This is a genomic window from Streptomyces sp. NBC_00075, from assembly GCF_045041225.1.
GTDB classification, from domain to species: Bacteria; Actinomycetota; Actinomycetes; order Streptomycetales; family Streptomycetaceae; genus Streptomyces; species Streptomyces adonidis.
In genome coordinates this window covers 1,777,215-1,796,243 of the sequence record NZ_CP108243.1, presented here as the reverse complement: position 1 = coordinate 1,796,243, position 19,029 = coordinate 1,777,215, and the positions used below count along the sequence as shown (strand labels likewise).

Genomic DNA, 19,029 nt, shown 5'->3' with positions numbered 1-19,029 from the left:
GGCCGGGCCCGGCTGCGGGACCGGCCGCGAGGGTGGTTGTCAGGAGGGTCGTCGTGGGGGAAGCGGACGTGCTCGATCTGGGGGAGTTCGGCGACGGGTTCAGGGTTGACCCGCATCCGGTGTACGCACGGCTGCGCGCCCGCGGCCCCGTGCACCGCGTCCGGCTGCCGGGCCACGACGCGCACCACGAGACCTGGCTCGTCGTCGGGTACGAGGAGGCGCGGGCGGCGCTCGCCGACCCCCGGCTGGCCAAGGACGTGAACAAGATCGGGATGCGGTTCCTGGACGAGGAGCTGATCGGCAAGTACCTTCTCGTCGCGGACCCGCCGCAGCACACCCGACTGCGCGCGCTGGTCACCCGAGCCTTCACCGCACGCCGCGTGGAGGCCCTGAAGCCGCGGATCCAGGAGATCACCGACGAACTCCTCGACGCGATGATCCCGGGCGGCCGGGCCGACCTGGTGGACTCGTTCGCCTATCCGCTGCCCCTCATGGTGATCTGCGAGCTGCTCGGCGTGCCCGAGATCGACCGTACGGCCTTCCGGAAGCTGTCCTCGGAGGCGGTCGCGCCCACCGACGCGGAGAGCCACCACGATGCGTTCGTGCAGCTCGCCGCGTATCTCACCGACCTGATCGAGGACAAGCGGTGTGCCGGGCCGAGCGGCGACCTGCTCAGCGACCTGATCCGGACGACCGCCGAGGACGGCGACCGGCTGTCCCCCGCGGAACTGCGCGGCATGGCGTTCATCCTGCTGATAGCGGGCCACGAGACGACCGTCAACCTCATCACCAGCGGCGTCCACGCCCTGCTCACCCACCCCGCCCAACTGGCCGAACTGCGCACCGACATGACCCTCCTCGACGGCGCGGTGGAGGAGATGCTGCGCTACGAAGGACCGGTGGAGAACGCGACGTTCCGGTTCGCCGCCGAACCCCTGGAGATCGGCGGCACAGCCGTCGAGAAGGGCGAGGCGGTGATGATCGGCCTCACCGCGGCCGACCGCGACGGGGACCGCTATCCGGCCCCGGACCGCTTCGACATCCACCGCGACACCCGGGGCCACATGGCCTTCGGCCACGGCCTCCACTACTGCCTGGGCGCCCCACTGGCCCGCCTCGAAGCACGCACGGCGATAGGCACCCTGTTGGACCGCGCCCCCGCCCTGGCCCTGGCAGGCCCGCCCGGCGACTGGCTGCCCGGGATGCTGATGCGCGGGGTACGGAGCCTGCCGGTGCGCTGGTAGCGGGCCGGTCCCGAGCACCGGTGTCCGTCCGGTGCGGTGTGCCGGCGGCCCTCCGGTCCTGTGCGCCGGTTGCCGCTCGGGCATGTGCGCCTGTAACCGTCCGGGCTTGTGCGCACGTAGCCGTCCGGGCTGGCGCGCACGTAGCCGTCCGGATTCCGCGCGCATGTAGCCGTCCTGTTCCGCGCGCGGGCAGTCGTCTGCTCCCGCGCGCCGACAGTCGTCCGCTCCCGCGCGTAGGCAACCGCCCCGCCCGGTGTGGTGATGGCCGGCCGGCCCGGGAACGCCCCGGGGAGTCGCCGCCGTCGTCCCTCCTCGGCCGTCGGTCCCGTGCTCAGTCCCACCCGCCCGGGATCTCCGCGAGGTGTACGGGCCTGTGCTCCTGTCTGGAGAGTTCGCAGGCCTCGGCGACGCGCAGGGCCTGAAGTGCCTCGCGGCCGTCGCAGGGGTTGGCGCGCTCGCCGCGCACCACCTCCACGAACGCCGACAGCTCGGCCTCGTAGGCGGGCCCGAAACGCTCCAGGAAGCCGGTCCAGGGCTTGCTCGCGGCCGGTGGTCCGGCCGGTTCGGTGGACGCGATGGGCGTACGGTCGTCCAGGCCCACGCCGACCTGGTCCAGCTCCCCGGCCAGCTCCATGCGGACGTCGTAGCCCGCGCCGTTCATGCGCGTCGCCGTCGCCGTGGCGAGCGTGCCGTCGTCCAGGGTGAGTACGGCGGCCGCCGTACCGATGTCGCCCGCCTCGCGGAACATCGAGGGACCGGTGTCCGACCCGGTCGCGTACACCTCGACGATCTCGTGCCCCGTCACCCAGCGCAGGATGTCGAAGTCGTGGATCAGGGTGTCCCGGTACAGCCCGCCGGACAGCGGGAGGTACTCGGGCGGGGGCGGCGTCTGGTCCGACGTCATCATGCGGACGGTGTGCAGACGGCCGAGTTTCCCGGAGCGCACGATGTCCCGGGCGCCCGTGTAGCCGATGTCGAACCGGCGCTGGAAGCCCATCTGAAGGATCGTTCCGGCTGCCTCCACCTCGGCGATCGCGGCCAGGGTGGCGGGCAGATCGAGGGCTATGGGCTTCTCGCAGAACACCGGCAGACCCGAGCGTGCTGCCCGACCGATCAGTTCGGCGTGGGCCGAGGTGGCAGCGGTGATCACCACGGCGTCCACGCCCCAGGTGAAGATCTCGTCGACACCCGGTGCGGCCGTGGCTCCTAAACGATGTGCAAGATCCTGTGCCCGCCCGCTGTCCGCGTCCGTGACGATGAGTGAGCCCCCTACCTCGCGGTGGCGGCTGAGGGTGTTCGCGTGGAATGTACCGATGCGGCCCGTCCCGATGACTCCGATGCGCATGAGAACCAAACTGGGGTCCGACCAGGCGCGCTGTCAATGCGTATGTCCGGACAATCGAACTACACAACTTCCCGTCAACAATCCCCGCAGCTACGCTCGGCCCGTGCCGAAACCAGATGTGGATCCCACAGCGCCGCTGGAGCTGAGCGTGGACCGGAGCAGTCCGGTGCCGCTCTACTTCCAGCTGTCCCAGCAGCTCGAAGCCGCGATCGAGCACGGAGCGCTCACCCCCGGCAGCCTGCTGGGCAACGAGATAGAGCTGGCCGGACGACTCGGCCTGTCCCGCCCCACCGTGCGCCAGGCCATCCAGTCCCTGGTGGACAAGGGCCTCCTCGTACGCCGGCGAGGCGTCGGCACGCAGGTCGTGCACAGCCAGGTCAAACGCCCGCTCGAACTGAGCAGCCTGTACGACGACCTGGAGGCGGCAGGTCAGCGCCCCGCGACCAAGGTCCTCGTCAACACGGTCGTGCCGGCCTCCGCCGAGGTCGCCGCTGCCCTCAACGTGGCCGAGGGCAGCGACGTACACCGCGTGGAACGGCTGCGGCTGTCCCACGGCGAGCCGATGGCGTACCTCTGCAACTACCTGCCGCCGGGCCTGTTCGACCTGAACACCGCCCAGCTGGAGGCCACCGGCCTCTACCGCCTGATGCGCGCCGCCGGAATCACCCTCCACAGCGCCCGCCAGTCGATCGGCGCCCGCGGAGCGACGGCCGAGGAGGCCGAACGCCTCACGGAGCGAGAAGGTGCCCCCCTCCTCACGATGCAGCGCACGACCTTCGACGACACAGGCAGAGCGGTCGAATTCGGCACCCACACCTACCGCCCCACGCGATATTCGTTCGAATTCCAGCTCCTGGTACGCCCCTGAGGGAAGGGAGCGGGCGCAGCCCCTCCCTTCCCTCAGGGGCGCGGGGAACTGCGCGAGCAACCACGACGAAACCCGCACCCGGCAAAACACCCGCACCGCCCCATTGCTCCCCGCGAGGGCACCCTCCTTGCCGGTGAGGCAGAATCACTCCCGATGAGCAGCTACCGCGACCTCGCACTCCCCAGGGCACTCTCCAGCTCCGGCCGAGAGGGCAGCGCCCCGATCGGCTCCCGCAGGGCGCCCGCACTGCGTACCGTCGGCACGCGCGAGCGCCGTTCCCACCTCACAGCCCCCCGCGTGCCCACCGTCGGCATCGACATCGGCGGCACGAAGGTGATGGCGGGAGTGGTCGACGCCGACGGCAACATCCTGGAGAAGCTCCGCACCGAGACGCCGGACAAGTCCAAGAGCCCCAAGGTCGTCGAGGACACCATCGTCGAGCTGGTCCTGGACCTGTCCGACCGGCACGACGTGCACGCGGTCGGCATCGGCGCGGCCGGCTGGGTCGACGCCGACCGCAACCGGATCCTGTTCGCGCCCCACCTGTCGTGGCGCAACGAGCCTCTCAGGGACCGCATCTCCAGCCGCCTCGCCGTCCCCGTCCTGGTGGACAACGACGCCAACGCCGCCGCCTGGGCGGAGTGGCGCTTCGGCGCGGGGCGCGACGAGGACCACCTCGTCATGATCACGCTCGGTACCGGCATCGGCGGCGCGATCCTGGAGGACGGCCAGGTCAAGCGCGGCAAGTTCGGTGTCGCCGGCGAGTTCGGCCATATGCAGGTGGTCCCCGGCGGGCACCGCTGCCCGTGCGGCAACCGTGGCTGCTGGGAGCAGTACAGCTCCGGCAACGCGCTCGTCCGGGAGGCGCGTGAACTCGCGGCTGCCGACTCCCCGGTGGCCTACGGGATCATCGAGCACGTCAAGGGGAACATCGCCGAGATCACCGGGCCGATGATCACCGAGCTGGCCCGTGAGGGCGACGCGATGTGCATCGAACTGCTCCAGGACATCGGCCAGTGGCTCGGCGTCGGCATCGCCAACCTGGCCGCCGCCCTGGACCCCTCCTGCTTCGTGATCGGCGGCGGTGTCTCCGCGGCCGACGACCTGCTGATCGGCCCCGCGCGGGACGCCTTCCGACGCCAGCTGACCGGCCGCGGCTACCGCCCCGAGGCCCGTATCGCCCGCGCCCAGCTCGGCCCCGAGGCCGGCATGGTGGGCGCCGCCGACCTCGCCCGTCTGGTCGCCCGCCGCTTCCGGCGAGCGAACCGACGGCGCGTCGAGCGGTACGAACGCTACGAGAAGTACGCCGAGACCCGCCGCACCTCCCAGGGGCCGCTGTGACCGCCTCCCTGCCCCGCCAGGCCATGGTCCCGCACGAGCCGCCCGGGCCCCCCGAGGACCGCGGCCACATGATCCGCCGCCGCGCCCTGACCCTGCTGATCATCGTGCTGCTCATCGGTGTCCCGGCCGGCTATCTGGTGATCTCCGCCAACCAGAGCCGCGACAGCGGCAAGGACAAGGAACGCAAGTGGGCGGCGCGCGGCCTCACCGAGGCCTGGCCCTCGAAGGTCCAGCGCCACATCTACGAGGTACCCGTCCCGCGCCAGGCCGACGGCGAGGGCATCCTGTCGACGAAGGTCGCGTACTACGAGACGAACAACTGGCGCACCAGCCGTCTGTACGTCCAGTTCATGACCACCAACGCGGGACTGGACTACTTCTTCAAGGCCATGGGCGTGCCCCGCACCAGCCTGAAGAAGGACAAGTTCACCATCAGCGCCCGCGACCAGAAGATCGTCGGCTGGGAGTTCAAGGAGCCGGGCCCCTGGTGGGGTATCGCCCACCAGCAGAAGAACCCGGCACCCACCCAGCACATCGTCGTGAAGTGGTCGCACCCCAACCACTACATGGTGTACGTCGTCTCGCGCACCACCCCCTGACGGGCCGGGCGACCGGCTCCGGCCCGTCGCCGGGACCGATTGTCAGACCCCGCCCGTACAGTCGAAGACGTCCGACTCGACGGACACGACACGAGGGGCGGGAGGCGACGTAGGCATGAGCGAAGAGGCATCGGCGACAGCGGTGGCGGACGTGTCCGTGCGCCTCGCGGCCGTCTTCCTCCCGGCCCCGCTCCCGCGCGAGGGCCGCATCGCCTTCTGGGACCCGGAGGGGGACGTCTCCCTCCCCGGGCAGAGCGACGGCCACGACCGGCTCACGGAACTGACGGTCGTACGACGACACGGCGCCGGAGTCCGCCGCCGGACCACCCCCGCGCTGACGCTGCCCGTCGACGCGGCCCTGCCGCTGCTTGTCCGGGCCCGCCGCGACCCCGCCGCCCATCCCGCCACGGCCTGCTGGGGCGCCGCCGCGCTGCACGCCCTGCGGCTCACCGCCCGCGGCAGACTGCTGCCCGGTCTCACCCCCGCCGGCCGCGACGCCTGGCGCGCGGGCCCGCTGGACCCCGACGACATCGCCCACCTCAGGGCCATCGCCGCAGCGCTGCCGTACGAGGGCCACGCGGTGCCCCTCCCCGGCGCGGGCGCCCTGCAACTGCCCGAGCCGGAGGCGCTCGTACGCGCCTTCCTGGACGCCGTCGCGGACACCCTCCCGCGCACCCCGGCGGCTCCGTACGCGGCGGGGCTGCCCTTCGCCGCGCGCGCGGCACAGCGGCTGCCGGACGCCCACGACTGGGCTGCGGAGGTCGCCGCGGGCATGGACGCGGGCGTGCGGATCTCGCTCCGCCTCGACCTGTCGGCGTACGAACTGTTCGACGACCCCGACCGGGTGCGCAGCGCGGGCGCGGCGATCGTCCAGGTGCACAGCCTCGCCGACCCCACCCTGGTCACCGACGCGGCGACCCTGTGGGCGGGCACCGCGGACGCGGCCTTCGGGGCACGCGCCCGCGTGGACGCCGCTTTGGCGGTCCGTCGCGCGGCCCGCGTGTGGCCCCCGCTCGACCGCCTCACCGAGCAGGACGCGCCCGCCGTACTGGCACTCTCCGAGGAGGAGCTGTACGACCTGCTCGGGGTGGCCGCGACCCGGCTCGCCGCCGCCGGAGTCGCCGTGCACTGGCCCCGGGACCTCGCCCAGGACCTGACCGCCCAGGCGGTCGTCCGTCCGGCGCCCGGCTCCGCGAAGGACGGCACCGGCTTCTTCGAGAGCGCGGAACTCCTCCAGTTCCGCTGGCAGTTGGCGCTCGGCGGAGACCCGCTCACCGAGGCCGAGATGGACCTGCTGGCCGAGGCCCACCGTCCCGTCGTACGCCTCAAGGACCAGTGGGTCCTGGTGGACCCGGCCCTCGTCCGCAAGGCACGCAAGCGCGAACTGGGCCTGCTCGACCCGGTCGACGCGCTCTCGGCCGCACTCTCCGGCGAGGTGGAGGTCGACGGCGAGACCGTCGAGGCGGTCCCGGTCGGCGCGCTGGCGACGCTGCGCGACCGCCTCACGGCGGGCATCACCCCCGTGGAACCACCCCCGGGACTGAAAGCCACCCTCCGCGACTACCAACTCCGGGGACTGTCCTGGCTGGACCTCATGACCTCCCTCGGCCTCGGCGGCTGCCTCGCCGACGACATGGGGCTCGGCAAGACGATCACCGTCATCGCCCTCCATCTGCGGCGGGCCCGCAGCGAGCCGACGCTGGTGGTCTGCCCGGCCTCCCTGCTGGGCAACTGGCAGCGCGAGATCACCAAGTTCGCGCCCGGCGTCCCCGTCCGCCGCTACCACGGCCCCGACCGCACCCTGGAGGACATGGGGGGCGGCTTCGTCCTCACGACGTACGGCACCATGCGGTCGACGGCGCCCAGGCTGGCCGAGCAGCCGTGGGGGATGGTCGTCGCGGACGAGGCACAGCACGTCAAGAACCCGTACTCGGCGACCGCGAAGGCGCTGCGCACGATCCCGACCCCCGCGCGCGTGGCCCTCACCGGCACCCCCGTCGAGAACAACCTCTCCGAACTCTGGGCCCTGCTCGACTGGACCACCCCCGGCCTCCTGGGCCCCCTGAAGTCCTTCCGGGCCAGGCATGCGCGCGCGGTGGAGACAGGCGAGGACGAGGAGGCAATCGCCCGACTCGCCCGTCTGGTCCGCCCGTTCCTGCTGCGCCGCAAGAAGTCCGACCCGGGCATCGTCCCGGAACTCCCGCCGAAGACGGAGACCGACCACCCGGTCCCCCTGACCCGCGAACAGGCCGCGCTGTACGAGGCGGTGGTGCGCGAGTCGATGCTCGCCATCGAGACGACGGACGGCATCGCGCGCCGTGGCCTGGTCCTGAAGCTGCTGACCTCCCTGAAGCAGATCTGCGACCACCCCGCGCTGTACCTCAAGGAGGAGGCGCCGACGCCCGCCGCGAGCGACCGTATGGCGGCCCGCTCCGGCAAACTCACCCTGCTGGACGAGCTGTTGGACACCCTGCTGGCCGAGGACGGCTCGGCCCTCGTGTTCACGCAGTACGTGGGGATGGCCCGCCTGATCACGTCCCACCTCGCGGCCCGCGCGGTTCCGGCGGAACTGCTCCACGGCGGCACCCCGGTCCCCGAACGGGAACGCATGGTGGACCGCTTCCAGGCCGGCGCGACCCCGATCCTGATCCTCTCCCTGAAGGCGGCGGGCACGGGCCTGAACCTGACACGCGCGGGCCATGTCATCCACTTCGACCGCTGGTGGAACCCGGCGGTCGAGGAACAGGCCACGGACCGCGCCTACCGCATCGGCCAGACCCAGCCCGTCCAGGTGCACCGCCTGATCACCGAGGGCACGGTCGAGGACCGCATCGCGGAGATGCTCGAATCCAAGCGAGCCCTGGCCGACGCGATCCTCACCTCCGGCGAGTCCTCCCTCACGGAACTGACGGACCGCGCACTGTCCGACCTGGTCTCACTGCGGAGGACGGTGTGATGCCGACGGAGGAACACGAGAACGGGCGTGGCCCGGCGGGGGAGGAGCCGGTGCGGGCCGAGCGCCCCCTGCCGGACGCGCCCGGGCAGGACCGACCGGCCGACGAGCCGATTCCGGGCGAACGCCCCCTGCCCGATGATCCCGGCCAGGACCGACCGGCCGACGCCGCTCGCAGGGCCCTGCGAGCCGCCCGGGAGCGCGCTGCCCAGACGACGACGTCTGCGACACAGGGCGCAGTGCCGGGGACGGAGTCCGCGTGGGGCGCGGCACGCGCGGCGGCGGCCGGGAAGCTCGCGGAACCCGAGAAGCCTGGGCAGCGCGGGAGGCCCGCGGAGGCCGCAGGGTCCGAGACATGGCCGGGGGACGCGGCCCTGCGGGACGCGACGACACCGGCCGAGGGTGAGTGCCCGGCAGGCCCTTTGGCAGGGCCTGGGCCGGAGGCTCCGGATGTCGCGCAGGCTCGTAGCGACGCGGGAGACCACAAGGGCGGACGTCCCGGGGATGCCGCCCGAGCAGCTTTGCGCGCCGCGGGGCCCGAGGGACGGCCGGGGGACGCGGCTCGTGCGGCGCTGCGGGACGCGATGGCACTGGCCAGGGGCGAGCGTCCGTCAGGCGCCTCGGCCGCGCAGGGTGCGAAGGCCCCGGACGTTTCCGAGGGTGCTGCGGGTGTCTCGGATGTCCGGCAGGCTCGTGCTGATGCGGGAGGCCGTTGGGGTGGGAGTTCTGGTGACGTGACTCGTGGGGGGCTGCGGGGCGCGGCAACATCGGCCGGGGGTGAGCGCTCGTCAGGTGCCTCGCCAGGGCCGGGCCCGGAGGATCCGGACGTACCCGACGTCGCCCCGGACGTCTCCGATGCCCCGCAGGCCCGTACCGACGCGGGCGACCGCAAGGTCGGACGCCCCGGAGACGTCGCCCGTGAGGCGCTGCGTGCCGCGCGCGGTGAGGCTCTGCGGGCCCGGCTCGACGCGGAGGCGGCGGCAGCTCAGGCCGCGCGGCGGCCCGTTCGGCCGCTGCGTGCGCGGGACCCGCAGGACCGGAGTCCCGGGGACCGGGCGCGGGACGTGCGGGAACTGCTCGCCGGTTCCTTCGAGTTGCCCACCGGCGAGTCCCCGGCGGCTTCGGTGCGGGACCTCAGGGCTCCTGACGCCGAGCCGCGCACGGACGACCCTTCGCCACCGGTGACCGTGGGAGAGGTTCTGCGTGCCGTCGCCTCACCGGCCTCGGGGGACGACAATCCTGGTGTCGAGGCCGACGAAGAGACGGTAGTCACGTCCCTCCGGTCCACCACCGGGGCCCGACAGGCACCGCCGCCCCTCGCCGATCCCCGCGACAGCGACAGTGACAACGACACCTCACGGGCCGCCTCCGTGCCCTCCTCCATGGCCGCCCCCGGCCGTGACGGTGAGCTGCGCCGCACCTTCCCCGCCCTGCGAGCCCCGGGGAACCGGGACGCGTCCGAGGGCGCAGGCTTCGCGGAGAGCTGGTGGGGGAACGCCTGGGTGACCGCCCTGGAGGAGGGTGCCTTGGATGTCGCCCGGCTGGTGCGGGGGCGCGGGTATGCCGAGAAGGGGCACGTCGATGCCATCACCGTGACACCGGGGCTCGTACTCGCCTACGTACAGGGCTCCCGGCCCCGGCCGTACCGCGTACAGGTGCGGCTGCGCACCCTCGGCGGCCAGGAGTGGGAGCGGTTCCTGGACGCCGCCGTGGAGCGGCCCGGGCACATCGCCGCGCTGCTCGACAAGGAGCTGCCCCAGTCCCTCGCGGACTGCGGGGCCCCGCTGCTGCCCGGCCCCGGCGACCTCGAACCCCGGTGCAGCTGCCCCGACTCCGGACACCCCTGCAAGCACGCCGCCGCCCTCTGCTACCAGACCGCCCGCCTCCTCGACGCCGACCCCTTCGTCCTGCTCCTCCTGCGGGGCCGGGGCGAACGGGAAGTGCTGGACGAGCTGTCCCGGCGTAACGCGGCCCGTGCCGCCCGAGCCGCTCAGGAGCAGCAGACGGCGGCCTTCCCCGGGGTCCGGGCCTCCGGCGCGCTCACCCCGCGCACCCTCCCGCCGCTCCCGGCCCCGCTGCCTCCCCGCCCGCACCCCGAGCCGCCCCCGGCCTACCCGGCGGCCCCGGGCGGCCCAGACCCCTTCGCGCTGGACCAGCTGGCGACGGACGCCGCCGCCCGCGCCCACACGCTGCTCACCGCGGGCCACGACCCGGTCGGAGAGCTGACCCTGTGGCAGGACGCCGTACGGCTCGCCGCCGCCCGCCCCGGCTCCGGCCTCACCGCGGGCACCCGCGCCCTCTACTCCTCGCTCGCCAGAGCCGCCGGCCGCACCCCGGCCGACCTGGCGCGCGCGGTGGCCGCCTGGCGGCAGGGCGGGCTCGACGGACTGGAGGTCCTCGAGGAGGTGTGGGACCCGCCGGCGGGGCGCTTCGACCGCGCCCGGCCCCTCCTCCGCGCCGCCGACCTCCCCGCCTTCAGGCCCTGGCGCAACCACCTCACCCACCCGCGCGGTCACATACAGCTCCGCCTGGGCCGCGACGGCCTCTGGTACGCGTACGAGTCCGAACCGGGCCACGACGACTGGTGGCCCCGAGGCACCCCCGACCTGGACCCGGTCGGCGCCCTCACCGGCCTCGGCAACCCTGGCGACGAGAGGCAGAAAGACGGATAGAAACGGATAGAAAACGTATCCCGAACCGTCCCGTCGGCCGCTCCCCGACGCATGCCGCAGGGCGTCCCACATGCAGTAACGTCGAGCCGTGACGGACAACGGGAACAGCGAACGGCCATCCGCGCGCGCGGGCCGCCCCGGGCAGCGGAAGCGGGCCGACGCGCACCACGGCGCCAAAGAGCGGCCCAGCACGATCCGTGACGTGGCGCGGAAGGCCGGTGTCTCCGTAGCAACCGTTTCCCGAACCCTCGCCGGTAACTACCCGGTCTCCGACGAGGCCCGGGCCCGGGTCATGGCCGCCGTCGCGTCCCTGCACTACGTGGTCAACGTGCACGCCAAAGCCCTCTCCGGGCGGGTCGCGGGCCCGGTCGCCCTGGTCATCAAGGACATCACCGGGCCGTCCCTCGCCCATGTCGCCGCCGGAGTCGAGCAGGAGGCCGCCGACCGGGGCAGGCTCAGCCTCGTGTGCGCCACGCACGACGACGCGACCCGGGAGGACGCCCTGGTCCAGCTCATGCGCGAGCAGCACGCGGCCGCCGTCCTCCTCGTGGGCGGAGTCGTGCCGGACGCGGCGTACGAGCGGCGGATGGCCGGCTACGCGCGGGCGCTGGACGCCGCCGGGTCGCGGCTCGTGCTGGTGGGCCGCCCGGCCCCGGCCCCGGACCTGCCACTGACGGTCGTGGACTACGACAACCGGGGCGGTGCCTTCCAGGCCGCCTCGCACCTGCTCGCCTCCGGGCACCGCCGGGTGCTGTTCCTCGGCGGGGAGACCGGGCTGAGCAGCGGCGACGAGCGCCGGTCCGGCTACCGGGACGCACTGCGCGCCCATGGCGCCGACCACGCCGAGGAACTCGACACCGAGGGGACGTACACCCGCGCCTCGGGCTATGCCCGCACCCGGGACGCCCTGCGCGCCGGGCTGGAGTTCACGGCGGTGTTCGCCGCCTCCGACATGGTCGCGCTGGGCGCACTCGCCGCACTGCGCGAGGGCGGTCTCGACGTACCGGGCGAGGTGTCCGTCGTGGGCTTCGACGACGTACCGTTCGCGACCGACCTGACCCCGTCCCTCACCACGGTCCGGGTGCCCTACGAGGAACTCGGCCGTACCGCCGTGCGCCTGGCCCTGGAGCGCGAGGAGTTCCTCGGCGGCGAGGACCATGTGGTGCTCGGCACACAGCTGGTCATCAGGCAGTCGGTGCGCAGGCTGGCCTGGTAGGCCCCGGAGCGGTCGTCCGCCCCCTCCACCCCCTGGTCACCCGCCGGATGTGGAGGATTTTCGTACGGCTGCGGACCAATGGGGAGGTCTCGTGAGCTACTCGGCCCCGTCCCGGGAGGGGATGTGAGATATGGGAGCGTAAGCGGGTGAGTGAGACGACGAAAGAGACCCTGCAATACCGATTTGACGGGCCGGAAGACGCACCTGTCCTGATCCTGGGTCCCTCGCTGGGCACCACGTGGCACATGTGGGACCGGCAGGTGCCGGAGCTGGTGAAGCAGTGGCGGGTCTTCCGCTTCGACCTGCCCGGACACGGCGGCGCCCCCGCGCACCCCGCCGGATCGGTCACCGACCTGGCCACCCGCCTGCTCGCCACGCTCGACGCGGTGGGCGTGCAGCGCTTCGGCTACGCGGGCTGCGCGCTCGGCGGCGCGATCGGTGTCGAACTGGCGCTGCGCCACCCGGCGCGGCTGGCCTCGCTCGCGCTGATCGCGGCCTCGCCCCGCTTCGGGACGCCCGACGAGTTCCGCCAGCGCGGGGTGATCGTCCGGACGAACGGGCTCGACCCCATCGCCCGTACCTCCCCCGAGCGCTGGTTCACCAGCGGCTTCGCCGCCGCGCAGCCCGCGATCACCGAGTGGGCCGTACAGATGGTCCGCACCACCGACCCCGGCTGCTACATCGCGGCCTGCGAATCCCTCGCCTCCTTCGACGTACGGGGCGAACTGGCCCGCGTCGGTGTGCCGACCCTCGTCCTCGTCGGCTCCGACGACCAGGTGACCGGCCCCGCCGAGGCCCGCACCCTGGTCGCGGGCATACCGGACGCCCGCCTCGCGGTCGTACCCGGCGCCTCGCACCTGGTCCCGGTCGAGCAGCCCGCGGCCGTCACCGATCTCCTCGTACGCCACTTCTCGACGGCCTGGCAGCCCGCGTACGACAACCCGACCGGCCAGACGGCCATCTCGGCGGCGCCGCTCAAGCCGGTGCTGACCGCCGCCCAGCCGATCACCCCCATCGCGGAGATCGCGCCGGCCGCCGCACAGTCCGGCGGGCACAGCCGCCCGGACCAGTACGACGCCGGGATCAAGGTCCGGCGCGAGGTGCTCGGCGACGCGCACGTCGACCGGGCGCTGGCGCAGGCGGACGAGTTCTCCGGGGACTTCCAGGAGTTCATCACCAGATACGCGTGGGGCGAGATCTGGAACCGGCCCGGCCTCGACCGGCGCTCCCGCAGCTGTGTCACCCTCACCGCCCTCGTCGCGGGCGGCCACCTCGACGAACTCGCCTTCCACACCCGCGCCGCCCTCCGCAACGGCCTCACCCCGGTCGAGATCAAGGAAGTGCTGCTCCAGGCCGCCGTCTACTGCGGGGTCCCGGCCGCGAACAGCGCGTTCAAGGTGGCCCAGCAGGTCATCCGCGAGGAGACGACCCCCGAGGAGTGACGGAGGGAGACTGGTGGTGAAACCACCAGTCTCGGCGGCCCACCACCCCGGCCAACGCGGCAGGATGGGACACATGAAGCTCACGAAGAAGTCGCACGCCTGCATCCGTCTGGAGAAGAACGGGCAGACGCTCGTCCTCGACCCCGGGGGATTCAGCGAGGAGGACGCCGCGGCCGGCGCCGACGCGATCCTGGTCACCCACGAGCACGCCGACCACTTCGACGAGGGCCGCCTGCGCGCCGCCCTGGACGCCAACCCGGCCGCCGAACTCTGGACCCTCGCCTCGGTCGCGGAGCAGCTCTCCGCGGCCTTCCCGGGCCGCGTCCACACCGTCGGCCACGGCGACACGTTCACCGCCGCGGGCTTCGACGTCCAGGTCCACGGCGAACTGCACGCCGTGATCCACCCGGACATCCCGCGCATCACGAACGTCGGCTACCTCGTCGACGGCGCCGTCTTCCACCCCGGCGACGCCCTCACCGTCCCCGACCACCCGGTCGACACCCTGCTGCTCCCGGTCATGGCCCCGTGGAGCAAGCTCTCCGAGGTCGTCGACTACGTCCGCGAGGTCAAGCCGCAGCGCGCGTACGACATCCACGACGCCCTGCTCACCGACCTCGCCCGCCCGATCTACGACCGCTTGGTCGGCGGCCTGGGCGGCGCCGACCACCAGCGCCTCGCATCGGGGGCCTCGGCGGAGGTCTGAGCCGCGTTGTCAGACCCGGCGGGTAGGTTGTGGGGCATGCGTATCGCGACCTGGAACGTGAACTCGATCACCGCCCGCCTGCCGAGGCTGCTGGCCTGGCTGGAGAGCACCGGCACGGATGTGCTGTGCCTCCAGGAGGCCAAGGTCGCCGCCGAGCAGTTCCCCACCGACCAGCTGCGGGAGCTGGGCTACGAGGCGGCGGTCAACGCGACCGGCAGGTGGAACGGCGTCGCGGTGATCTCCCGCGTGGGCCTGGAGGACGTGGTGCGGGGCCTGCCCGGCGACCCCGGTTACGAGGGCGTCGAGGAGCCCCGTGCCGTCTCCGCGACCTGCGGCCCGGTCCGCGTCTGGTCGGTGTACGTGCCGAACGGCCGCGAGGTGGACCACCCCCACTACGCCTACAAGCTCCAGTGGTTCGAGGCCCTGAAGGCGGCGGTCGCCGGTGACGCGGCAGGCAGCCGCCCCTTCGCGGTCCTGGGCGACTACAACGTGGCCCCGACGGACGACGACGTCTACGACCTCGCCGCCTTCGAGGGCCTCACCCACGTCACCCCGGCCGAGCGCGCCGCCCTGACGTCCCTGCGCGAGACGGGCCTGACGGACGTCGTCCCCCGCCCCCTGAAGTACGACCACCCGTACACGTACTGGGACTACCGCCAACTCTGCTTCCCCAAGAACCGGGGTATGCGCATCGACCTGGTGTACGGCAACGAGCCGTTCGCCGGAGCGGTGAAGGACGCGTACGTGGACCGGGAGGAACGGAAGGGGAAGGGGGCGTCGGATCACGCCCCTGTGGTGGTGGACCTGGAGGTGTAGGGGGATCATTTCAGCGCCGGTTGGGCATCTCCAGCCCGTCCGGCGTTTGAGGACGAGCGCGTTCAGCGCGAACGGGGGTCTGGGGGCGGAGCCCCCAGGTACGGCCACGCAAACCCACGGCGCCTACGGAACCAGCGCTCCCAATTGCACCGCTCCGGCCAGCGCGGCCAACCCCGCATCACCGGGATGCAGATGGTCCCCACTGTCGTACGCGGCCAGCAACCGCGTCGGCTGTGCCGGATCCCGTAGCGCCGCGTCGAAGTCCACGACCCCCTCGAAACCACCGTCGGACACCGCCTCCTCGCGGATCCACGTGTTGACGGCGGCGCGCTGACCGTCGACGACAGAGGTGCACCGCGCCTCACCCCCGCACGGCCCGATCGTCGCGACCAGCACCCGCACCCCCCGCGCCCGCACCCGCTCGGCCAACTCCCGCAGCCCGGCGATGACATCGCCCGCCGACGCACCCGTCCGCAGGTCGTTCACGCCCTGGAAGACGATCGCCGTTCGGGCCGATGTCTGGGCGAGGATGTCCCGGTCCAGGCGGTGCAGGGCGCTCACCCCGCCCGAGTCGGTCGAGACGCCGTCGCCGGGGTAGCGGTCGGTGAGGATGCGGTTCGCGGCGATGCCCTGGTTGAGGACGCCGTACTGCGGAACCGCGCTCTGGGCCCGCAGCCGGTCGGCGAGGACATCGGGCCAGCGCCGGTTGGTGTCCAGGGTCGAGCGCTCGCCGTCGGTGATCGAGTCGCCGAGCACCACCACCGACCCGGGACCGTCACCCACGTCGATGCCCGTCAGCAGCGGCCAGGTCGTCAGCGTCGAGGTGTACGGCGTCGGGGAGCCGTCCGCCGTGTGGTCGCCCGGCTCGCTGACGTACGAACGCTGCTGCGCGAGCCGGTGCAGCGGGGCCGCCGTGACCGTGCCCGGCAGATGGAAGCTCACCAGCAGGTTGGTGTCGGCGGGCACCGCGAAGTCCAGCGGATCGCTGAACGCCTGTGCCCCGGCCGGGAGTTCGACCCCGGCCGCGCCCCCGAACGTCAGCGGCACCGGCGTACCGCTCGCCGTCGCGCCCGCCGACTGCACGGCCACCGTCGCGCTGCCGATCCGTACCGGCGCCGACGCGAAGGTGTTGTCGAAGCGGACCCGTACCCGTGGCCCGCCGGCCGACGAGTGCACCACCAGCCGCAGCGTCCGGTCGGTCCAGGGGCCGACGGTCGCGTACGTCGAGGTCGGCGCCGCCCAACTGCCCGTCCAGGCGGCCGTGTCGGGCCGTACGGAGAGGGCGAACACATGCAGGTCGGCCGCGTACGGCAGCCGGACGGACTCGACCTCGTGCCCGCGAGCGATCGGCACCGTGACGACGTACAGCCGTGCCTTCTCGGCGAGTTGGCCGGTCGGCGTGTTCACATGCGGCAGGGCGACCGCCTTGGTGCCGAGGGGGCCGGTGCGCCAGTCCGGGGCGGTCAGCCGGTACGAGGACTCCGTGCCGTCCGCGTACGAGACCGTGCCCGCCCCGCTCACCTCTGAGCCTCCGGTGGCGGCGACGAGGAACGCGAGGGCGTCGCCCTCCCCGCGCACCCGTACGGGCTGGCCGGCCGCGCGGACGTTGTCCGGCTCGCCAGGGTTCCGGCAGGGCCAGGTCAGCCTGGCGCCCTGGACGGTGAGGGCGCGGCCCCTGGTCCAGCCGGCTGCCGTCAGGTCCTGGGACGACAGGGAGGCGCCCGAGCCGTCGAAGTCGGCCGCGCCGGGGAGGGTGTCGTCGCTGATGGCGGTGTTGTCGAAGTACTGGGTGAGGGGGAGGGGTTCGGTGGCCTCGGCCGTCGACGACAGGGGGGTGAGCGTCGCGAACAGGGCGAGGATGACGCCCGGGCCCCAGAGACCTCGGAGTCCCGGTCCCCGCCCGACTCGGCTCCCTCGGCGCATGTGCGTCCCCCCGGTCGACTCGGCCCGCCGCTCAATGCAGTGTGAAGCTAAAGAGGTACCAGGTGCCCGTCAATGCGGCAGGTGCGCCGGGCCCGGGCCTACGAGGAAGTTGGCCGGAACCGGCGGCCCCGCGCGCCCAGTGGTGCGGTCGGCGGTGTGAATGACACGCTGGACGTATGAACATCCCTTTCCTGGGCAACTGGCGCAAGAAGCATGGACTCGCCCGAGGGGTGGCGGTGTTCTCCGAGGGGGAGCACGACCCCGAGGCGGTCGCCGGGCTTCTCTCCGAGTGCGAGTTGCTCCGCTCCCAGGCAGGCCGGGAGGGTGTCGAACTCGACGACTCCGCCGCCTCGTTGGAGGCGCTGGACCAGCTGCTGCCGGGCTGGCGGGACGACGAGGAGGCGCTGTCCTGGCTCGGCAACGACGCGGGCCTCTACCTCGGCACGGTCATCGTGCGGACCGTCCCGGGCGCCACCTGGGACTTCTGGCCGAACGGCCAGCCCGTCGTACGGCTGTCGTCGGGCCGTGAGTTCGACGTCGTCGCCTCCGGTCACGCGTGGGCGTCCAGCGGTGCCCCCGAGCTGTCGCAGCTGTACGCGGAGGTCGCGGAGTCGTAGCCGAGGGGGGAGTGCCGGGGTATGGCTGACGTAAATACGGCTTATGCCCGAAAAGTGCGTGTCGTGTCCTCGCTCCACTCTTGTGTGGATAGTTTGCGGCAACCACGACACAGCTGAGAGTAAGTAGGGCTGGGCATGGCCGTCGATCCGCTGATCGAGCTGAAGGAAGTCAACAAGCACTTCGGTGAGCTGCATGTTCTCCAGGACATCAACCTCACCGTCGGCAGGGGGGAGGTGGTCGTCGTCATCGGGCCGTCCGGGTCGGGCAAGTCCACTCTGTGCAGGGCGATCAACCGGCTGGAGCCGATCGAGTCCGGGACGATCAGGTTGGACGGACAGTTGCTGCCCGACGAGGGCAAGCCGCTCGCTCGGCTGCGGGCCGAAGTCGGGATGGTGTTCCAGTCGTTCAATCTCTTCGCCCACAAGACCGTGTTGCAGAACGTGTCGCTGGGGCAGGTCAAGGTACGGCGGCGGAAGAAGGACGAGGCCGACAGACGCTCCCGTGAACTCCTCGACCGGGTGGGCCTCGCCTCGCAGGCGCCGAAGTACCCGGCCCAGCTCTCCGGCGGCCAGCAGCAGCGTGTGGCCATCGCGCGCGCCCTCGCCATGGACCCCAAGGTCATGCTCTTCGACGAGCCGACGTCGGCACTCGACCCGGAGATGATCAACGAAGTCCTGGAGGTCATGCAGCAACTGGCCCGCGAGGGCATGACGATGGTCGTCGTCACCCATGAGATGGGCTTCGCCCGTTCGGCCGCCAACCGGGTCGTGTTCATGGCCGACGGCCGCATCGTCGAGGACCGCAGCCCCGACGAGTTCTTCACCAACCCGCGCAGCGACCGCGCCAAGGACTTCCTCTCCAAGATCCTCAAGCACTGACGGACGACGCCGGCCGGGGCGGGAAATCGGCCGCGGCGAACCTCGACTACGATTTGCGGTTCATCCCCGTGGTGTTGGCGACCCGGCCGGTCCGCGACGGGGATGGGGACCGAGGCCGTGGACGTGGCACCGGCCGAATCAGGGACGCTGCTGCCAGGCGGGCAGTAGTAGAAGGGCATGCGTTCGACCGGCGGCAGCCGGAGATCACTGCTCGCGCAGGGGTACCGACGTAAGTGAGGCGTCGTGCTCCGGCGAGGAGGAGGTCAGCTGCGCGCCGGTCGGGTTGTGCTCGACGCGGAGCGGGTCGCCCGGGCCGACCAGCTCGCCGAGGCCGAGCGGGCCCACGTCGCAGAGGTACGCGACGTGGGCGCCGCTCTCCTTGGTTCCGGAGACCGCGACCCTCCACCG

The 19,029-nt window shown here is 72.5% G+C and carries 14 protein-coding genes and 1 pseudogene; 12 read left to right on the top strand and 3 right to left on the bottom strand.

Annotated features, from left to right (window positions below; genetic code table 11):
• Positions 1–53 precede the first annotated feature (53 nt).
• Positions 54–1,244 (top strand): cytochrome P450, encoded by a 1,191-nt coding sequence (locus OG787_RS07705; RefSeq protein WP_369031364.1) that lies wholly within the window; start codon positions 54–56, stop codon positions 1,242–1,244.
• A gap of 331 nt (positions 1,245–1,575) precedes the next feature.
• On the opposite strand, the gene OG787_RS07700 is transcribed toward OG787_RS07705, so the two are convergent.
• Positions 1,576–2,589 carry a Gfo/Idh/MocA family oxidoreductase gene (locus OG787_RS07700; RefSeq protein ID WP_369031363.1) on the bottom strand — a complete coding sequence of 338 codons (1,014 nt, stop codon included), beginning with the start codon at positions 2,587–2,589 and terminating at the stop codon, positions 1,576–1,578.
• A gap of 118 nt (positions 2,590–2,707) precedes the next feature.
• Between OG787_RS07700 and OG787_RS07695 the strand changes: the two genes are divergently transcribed.
• The 9 genes from OG787_RS07695 to OG787_RS07655 all read left to right on the top strand — a co-directional run bounded on the left by OG787_RS07695 (position 2,708) and on the right by OG787_RS07655 (position 15,202).
• A complete protein-coding gene (locus OG787_RS07695) occupies positions 2,708–3,457 on the top strand; it encodes a GntR family transcriptional regulator (protein ID WP_369031383.1) in 750 nt (249 codons plus the stop codon).
• Positions 3,458–3,610: 153 nt separating this feature from the next.
• On the top strand, positions 3,611–4,798 hold the full coding sequence (locus OG787_RS07690) for an ROK family glucokinase (protein WP_369031362.1): 1,188 nt from the start codon (positions 3,611–3,613) through the stop codon (positions 4,796–4,798).
• A complete protein-coding gene (locus tag OG787_RS07685) occupies positions 4,795–5,397 on the top strand; it encodes a sugar kinase (protein WP_369031361.1) in 603 nt (200 codons plus the stop codon). Before OG787_RS07690 ends, OG787_RS07685 begins: the two co-directional genes overlap by 4 nt.
• Positions 5,398–5,512: 115 nt before the next feature.
• The gene (locus tag OG787_RS07680; protein WP_405534647.1) at positions 5,513–8,353 is read left to right on the top strand and encodes a DEAD/DEAH box helicase; all 2,841 of its coding nucleotides are present in this window, start codon (positions 5,513–5,515) and stop codon (positions 8,351–8,353) included.
• A gap of 581 nt (positions 8,354–8,934) precedes the next feature.
• Positions 8,935–11,022 carry an SWIM zinc finger family protein gene (locus tag OG787_RS07675; protein ID WP_405540444.1) on the top strand — a complete coding sequence of 696 codons (2,088 nt, stop codon included), beginning with the start codon at positions 8,935–8,937 and terminating at the stop codon, positions 11,020–11,022.
• 88 nt (positions 11,023–11,110) lie between these two features.
• On the top strand, positions 11,111–12,238 hold the full coding sequence (locus OG787_RS07670) for a LacI family DNA-binding transcriptional regulator (RefSeq protein ID WP_405534646.1): 1,128 nt from the start codon (positions 11,111–11,113) through the stop codon (positions 12,236–12,238).
• A 146-nt stretch (positions 12,239–12,384) separates the two neighbouring features.
• On the top strand, positions 12,385–13,680 hold the full coding sequence (pcaC, locus tag OG787_RS07665) for a 4-carboxymuconolactone decarboxylase (protein WP_405534645.1): 1,296 nt from the start codon (positions 12,385–12,387) through the stop codon (positions 13,678–13,680).
• A gap of 73 nt (positions 13,681–13,753) precedes the next feature.
• Positions 13,754–14,386, top strand: coding sequence for an MBL fold metallo-hydrolase (locus OG787_RS07660; protein WP_405534644.1), 633 nt, complete (start codon positions 13,754–13,756; stop codon positions 14,384–14,386).
• Positions 14,387–14,422: 36 nt separating this feature from the next.
• Positions 14,423–15,202 (top strand): exodeoxyribonuclease III, encoded by a 780-nt coding sequence (locus OG787_RS07655; RefSeq protein WP_405534643.1) that lies wholly within the window; start codon positions 14,423–14,425, stop codon positions 15,200–15,202.
• A gap of 123 nt (positions 15,203–15,325) precedes the next feature.
• Here the strand turns inward: OG787_RS07655 and OG787_RS07650 are convergent, their stop codons facing one another.
• On the bottom strand, positions 15,326–17,125 hold the full coding sequence (locus OG787_RS07650) for an SGNH/GDSL hydrolase family protein (protein WP_405534642.1): 1,800 nt from the start codon (positions 17,123–17,125) through the stop codon (positions 15,326–15,328).
• Between the two features lie 176 nt (positions 17,126–17,301).
• Between OG787_RS07650 and OG787_RS07645 the strand changes: the two genes are divergently transcribed.
• Both OG787_RS07645 and OG787_RS07640 read left to right on the top strand, forming a co-directional pair.
• Entirely contained in the window at positions 17,302–17,742 is a 441-nt protein-coding gene (locus tag OG787_RS07645; RefSeq protein WP_405534641.1) for a DUF6278 family protein, read from the top strand.
• Positions 17,743–17,877: 135 nt separating this feature from the next.
• Positions 17,878–18,621 carry an amino acid ABC transporter ATP-binding protein gene (locus tag OG787_RS07640; protein ID WP_405534640.1) on the top strand — a complete coding sequence of 248 codons (744 nt, stop codon included), beginning with the start codon at positions 17,878–17,880 and terminating at the stop codon, positions 18,619–18,621.
• Between the two features lie 204 nt (positions 18,622–18,825).
• On the opposite strand, the pseudogene OG787_RS07635 reads toward OG787_RS07640, so the two are convergent.
• Positions 18,826–19,014: pseudogene (locus tag OG787_RS07635) on the bottom strand (acyl esterase); the annotation flags it as partial.
• Positions 19,015–19,029: the final 15 nt, after the last annotated feature.

Excerpts from the sequence above, each read along its gene's own strand:
- OG787_RS07700 (WP_369031363.1), bottom strand. The coding sequence starts at position 2,589 with ATGCGCATCGGAGTCATCGGGACGGGCCGCATCGGTACATTCCACGCG.
- OG787_RS07690 (WP_369031362.1), top strand. The coding sequence starts at position 3,611 with ATGAGCAGCTACCGCGACCTCGCACTCCCCAGGGCACTCTCCAGCTCC.
- OG787_RS07680 (WP_405534647.1), top strand. The coding sequence starts at position 5,513 with ATGAGCGAAGAGGCATCGGCGACAGCGGTGGCGGACGTGTCCGTGCGC.
- OG787_RS07675 (WP_405540444.1), top strand. The coding sequence starts at position 8,935 with ATGGCACTGGCCAGGGGCGAGCGTCCGTCAGGCGCCTCGGCCGCGCAG.
- OG787_RS07660 (WP_405534644.1), top strand. The coding sequence starts at position 13,754 with ATGAAGCTCACGAAGAAGTCGCACGCCTGCATCCGTCTGGAGAAGAAC.
- OG787_RS07655 (WP_405534643.1), top strand. The coding sequence starts at position 14,423 with ATGCGTATCGCGACCTGGAACGTGAACTCGATCACCGCCCGCCTGCCG.
- OG787_RS07650 (WP_405534642.1), bottom strand. The coding sequence starts at position 17,125 with ATGCGCCGAGGGAGCCGAGTCGGGCGGGGACCGGGACTCCGAGGTCTC.
- OG787_RS07645 (WP_405534641.1), top strand. The coding sequence starts at position 17,302 with ATGAACATCCCTTTCCTGGGCAACTGGCGCAAGAAGCATGGACTCGCC.
- OG787_RS07640 (WP_405534640.1), top strand. The coding sequence starts at position 17,878 with ATGGCCGTCGATCCGCTGATCGAGCTGAAGGAAGTCAACAAGCACTTC.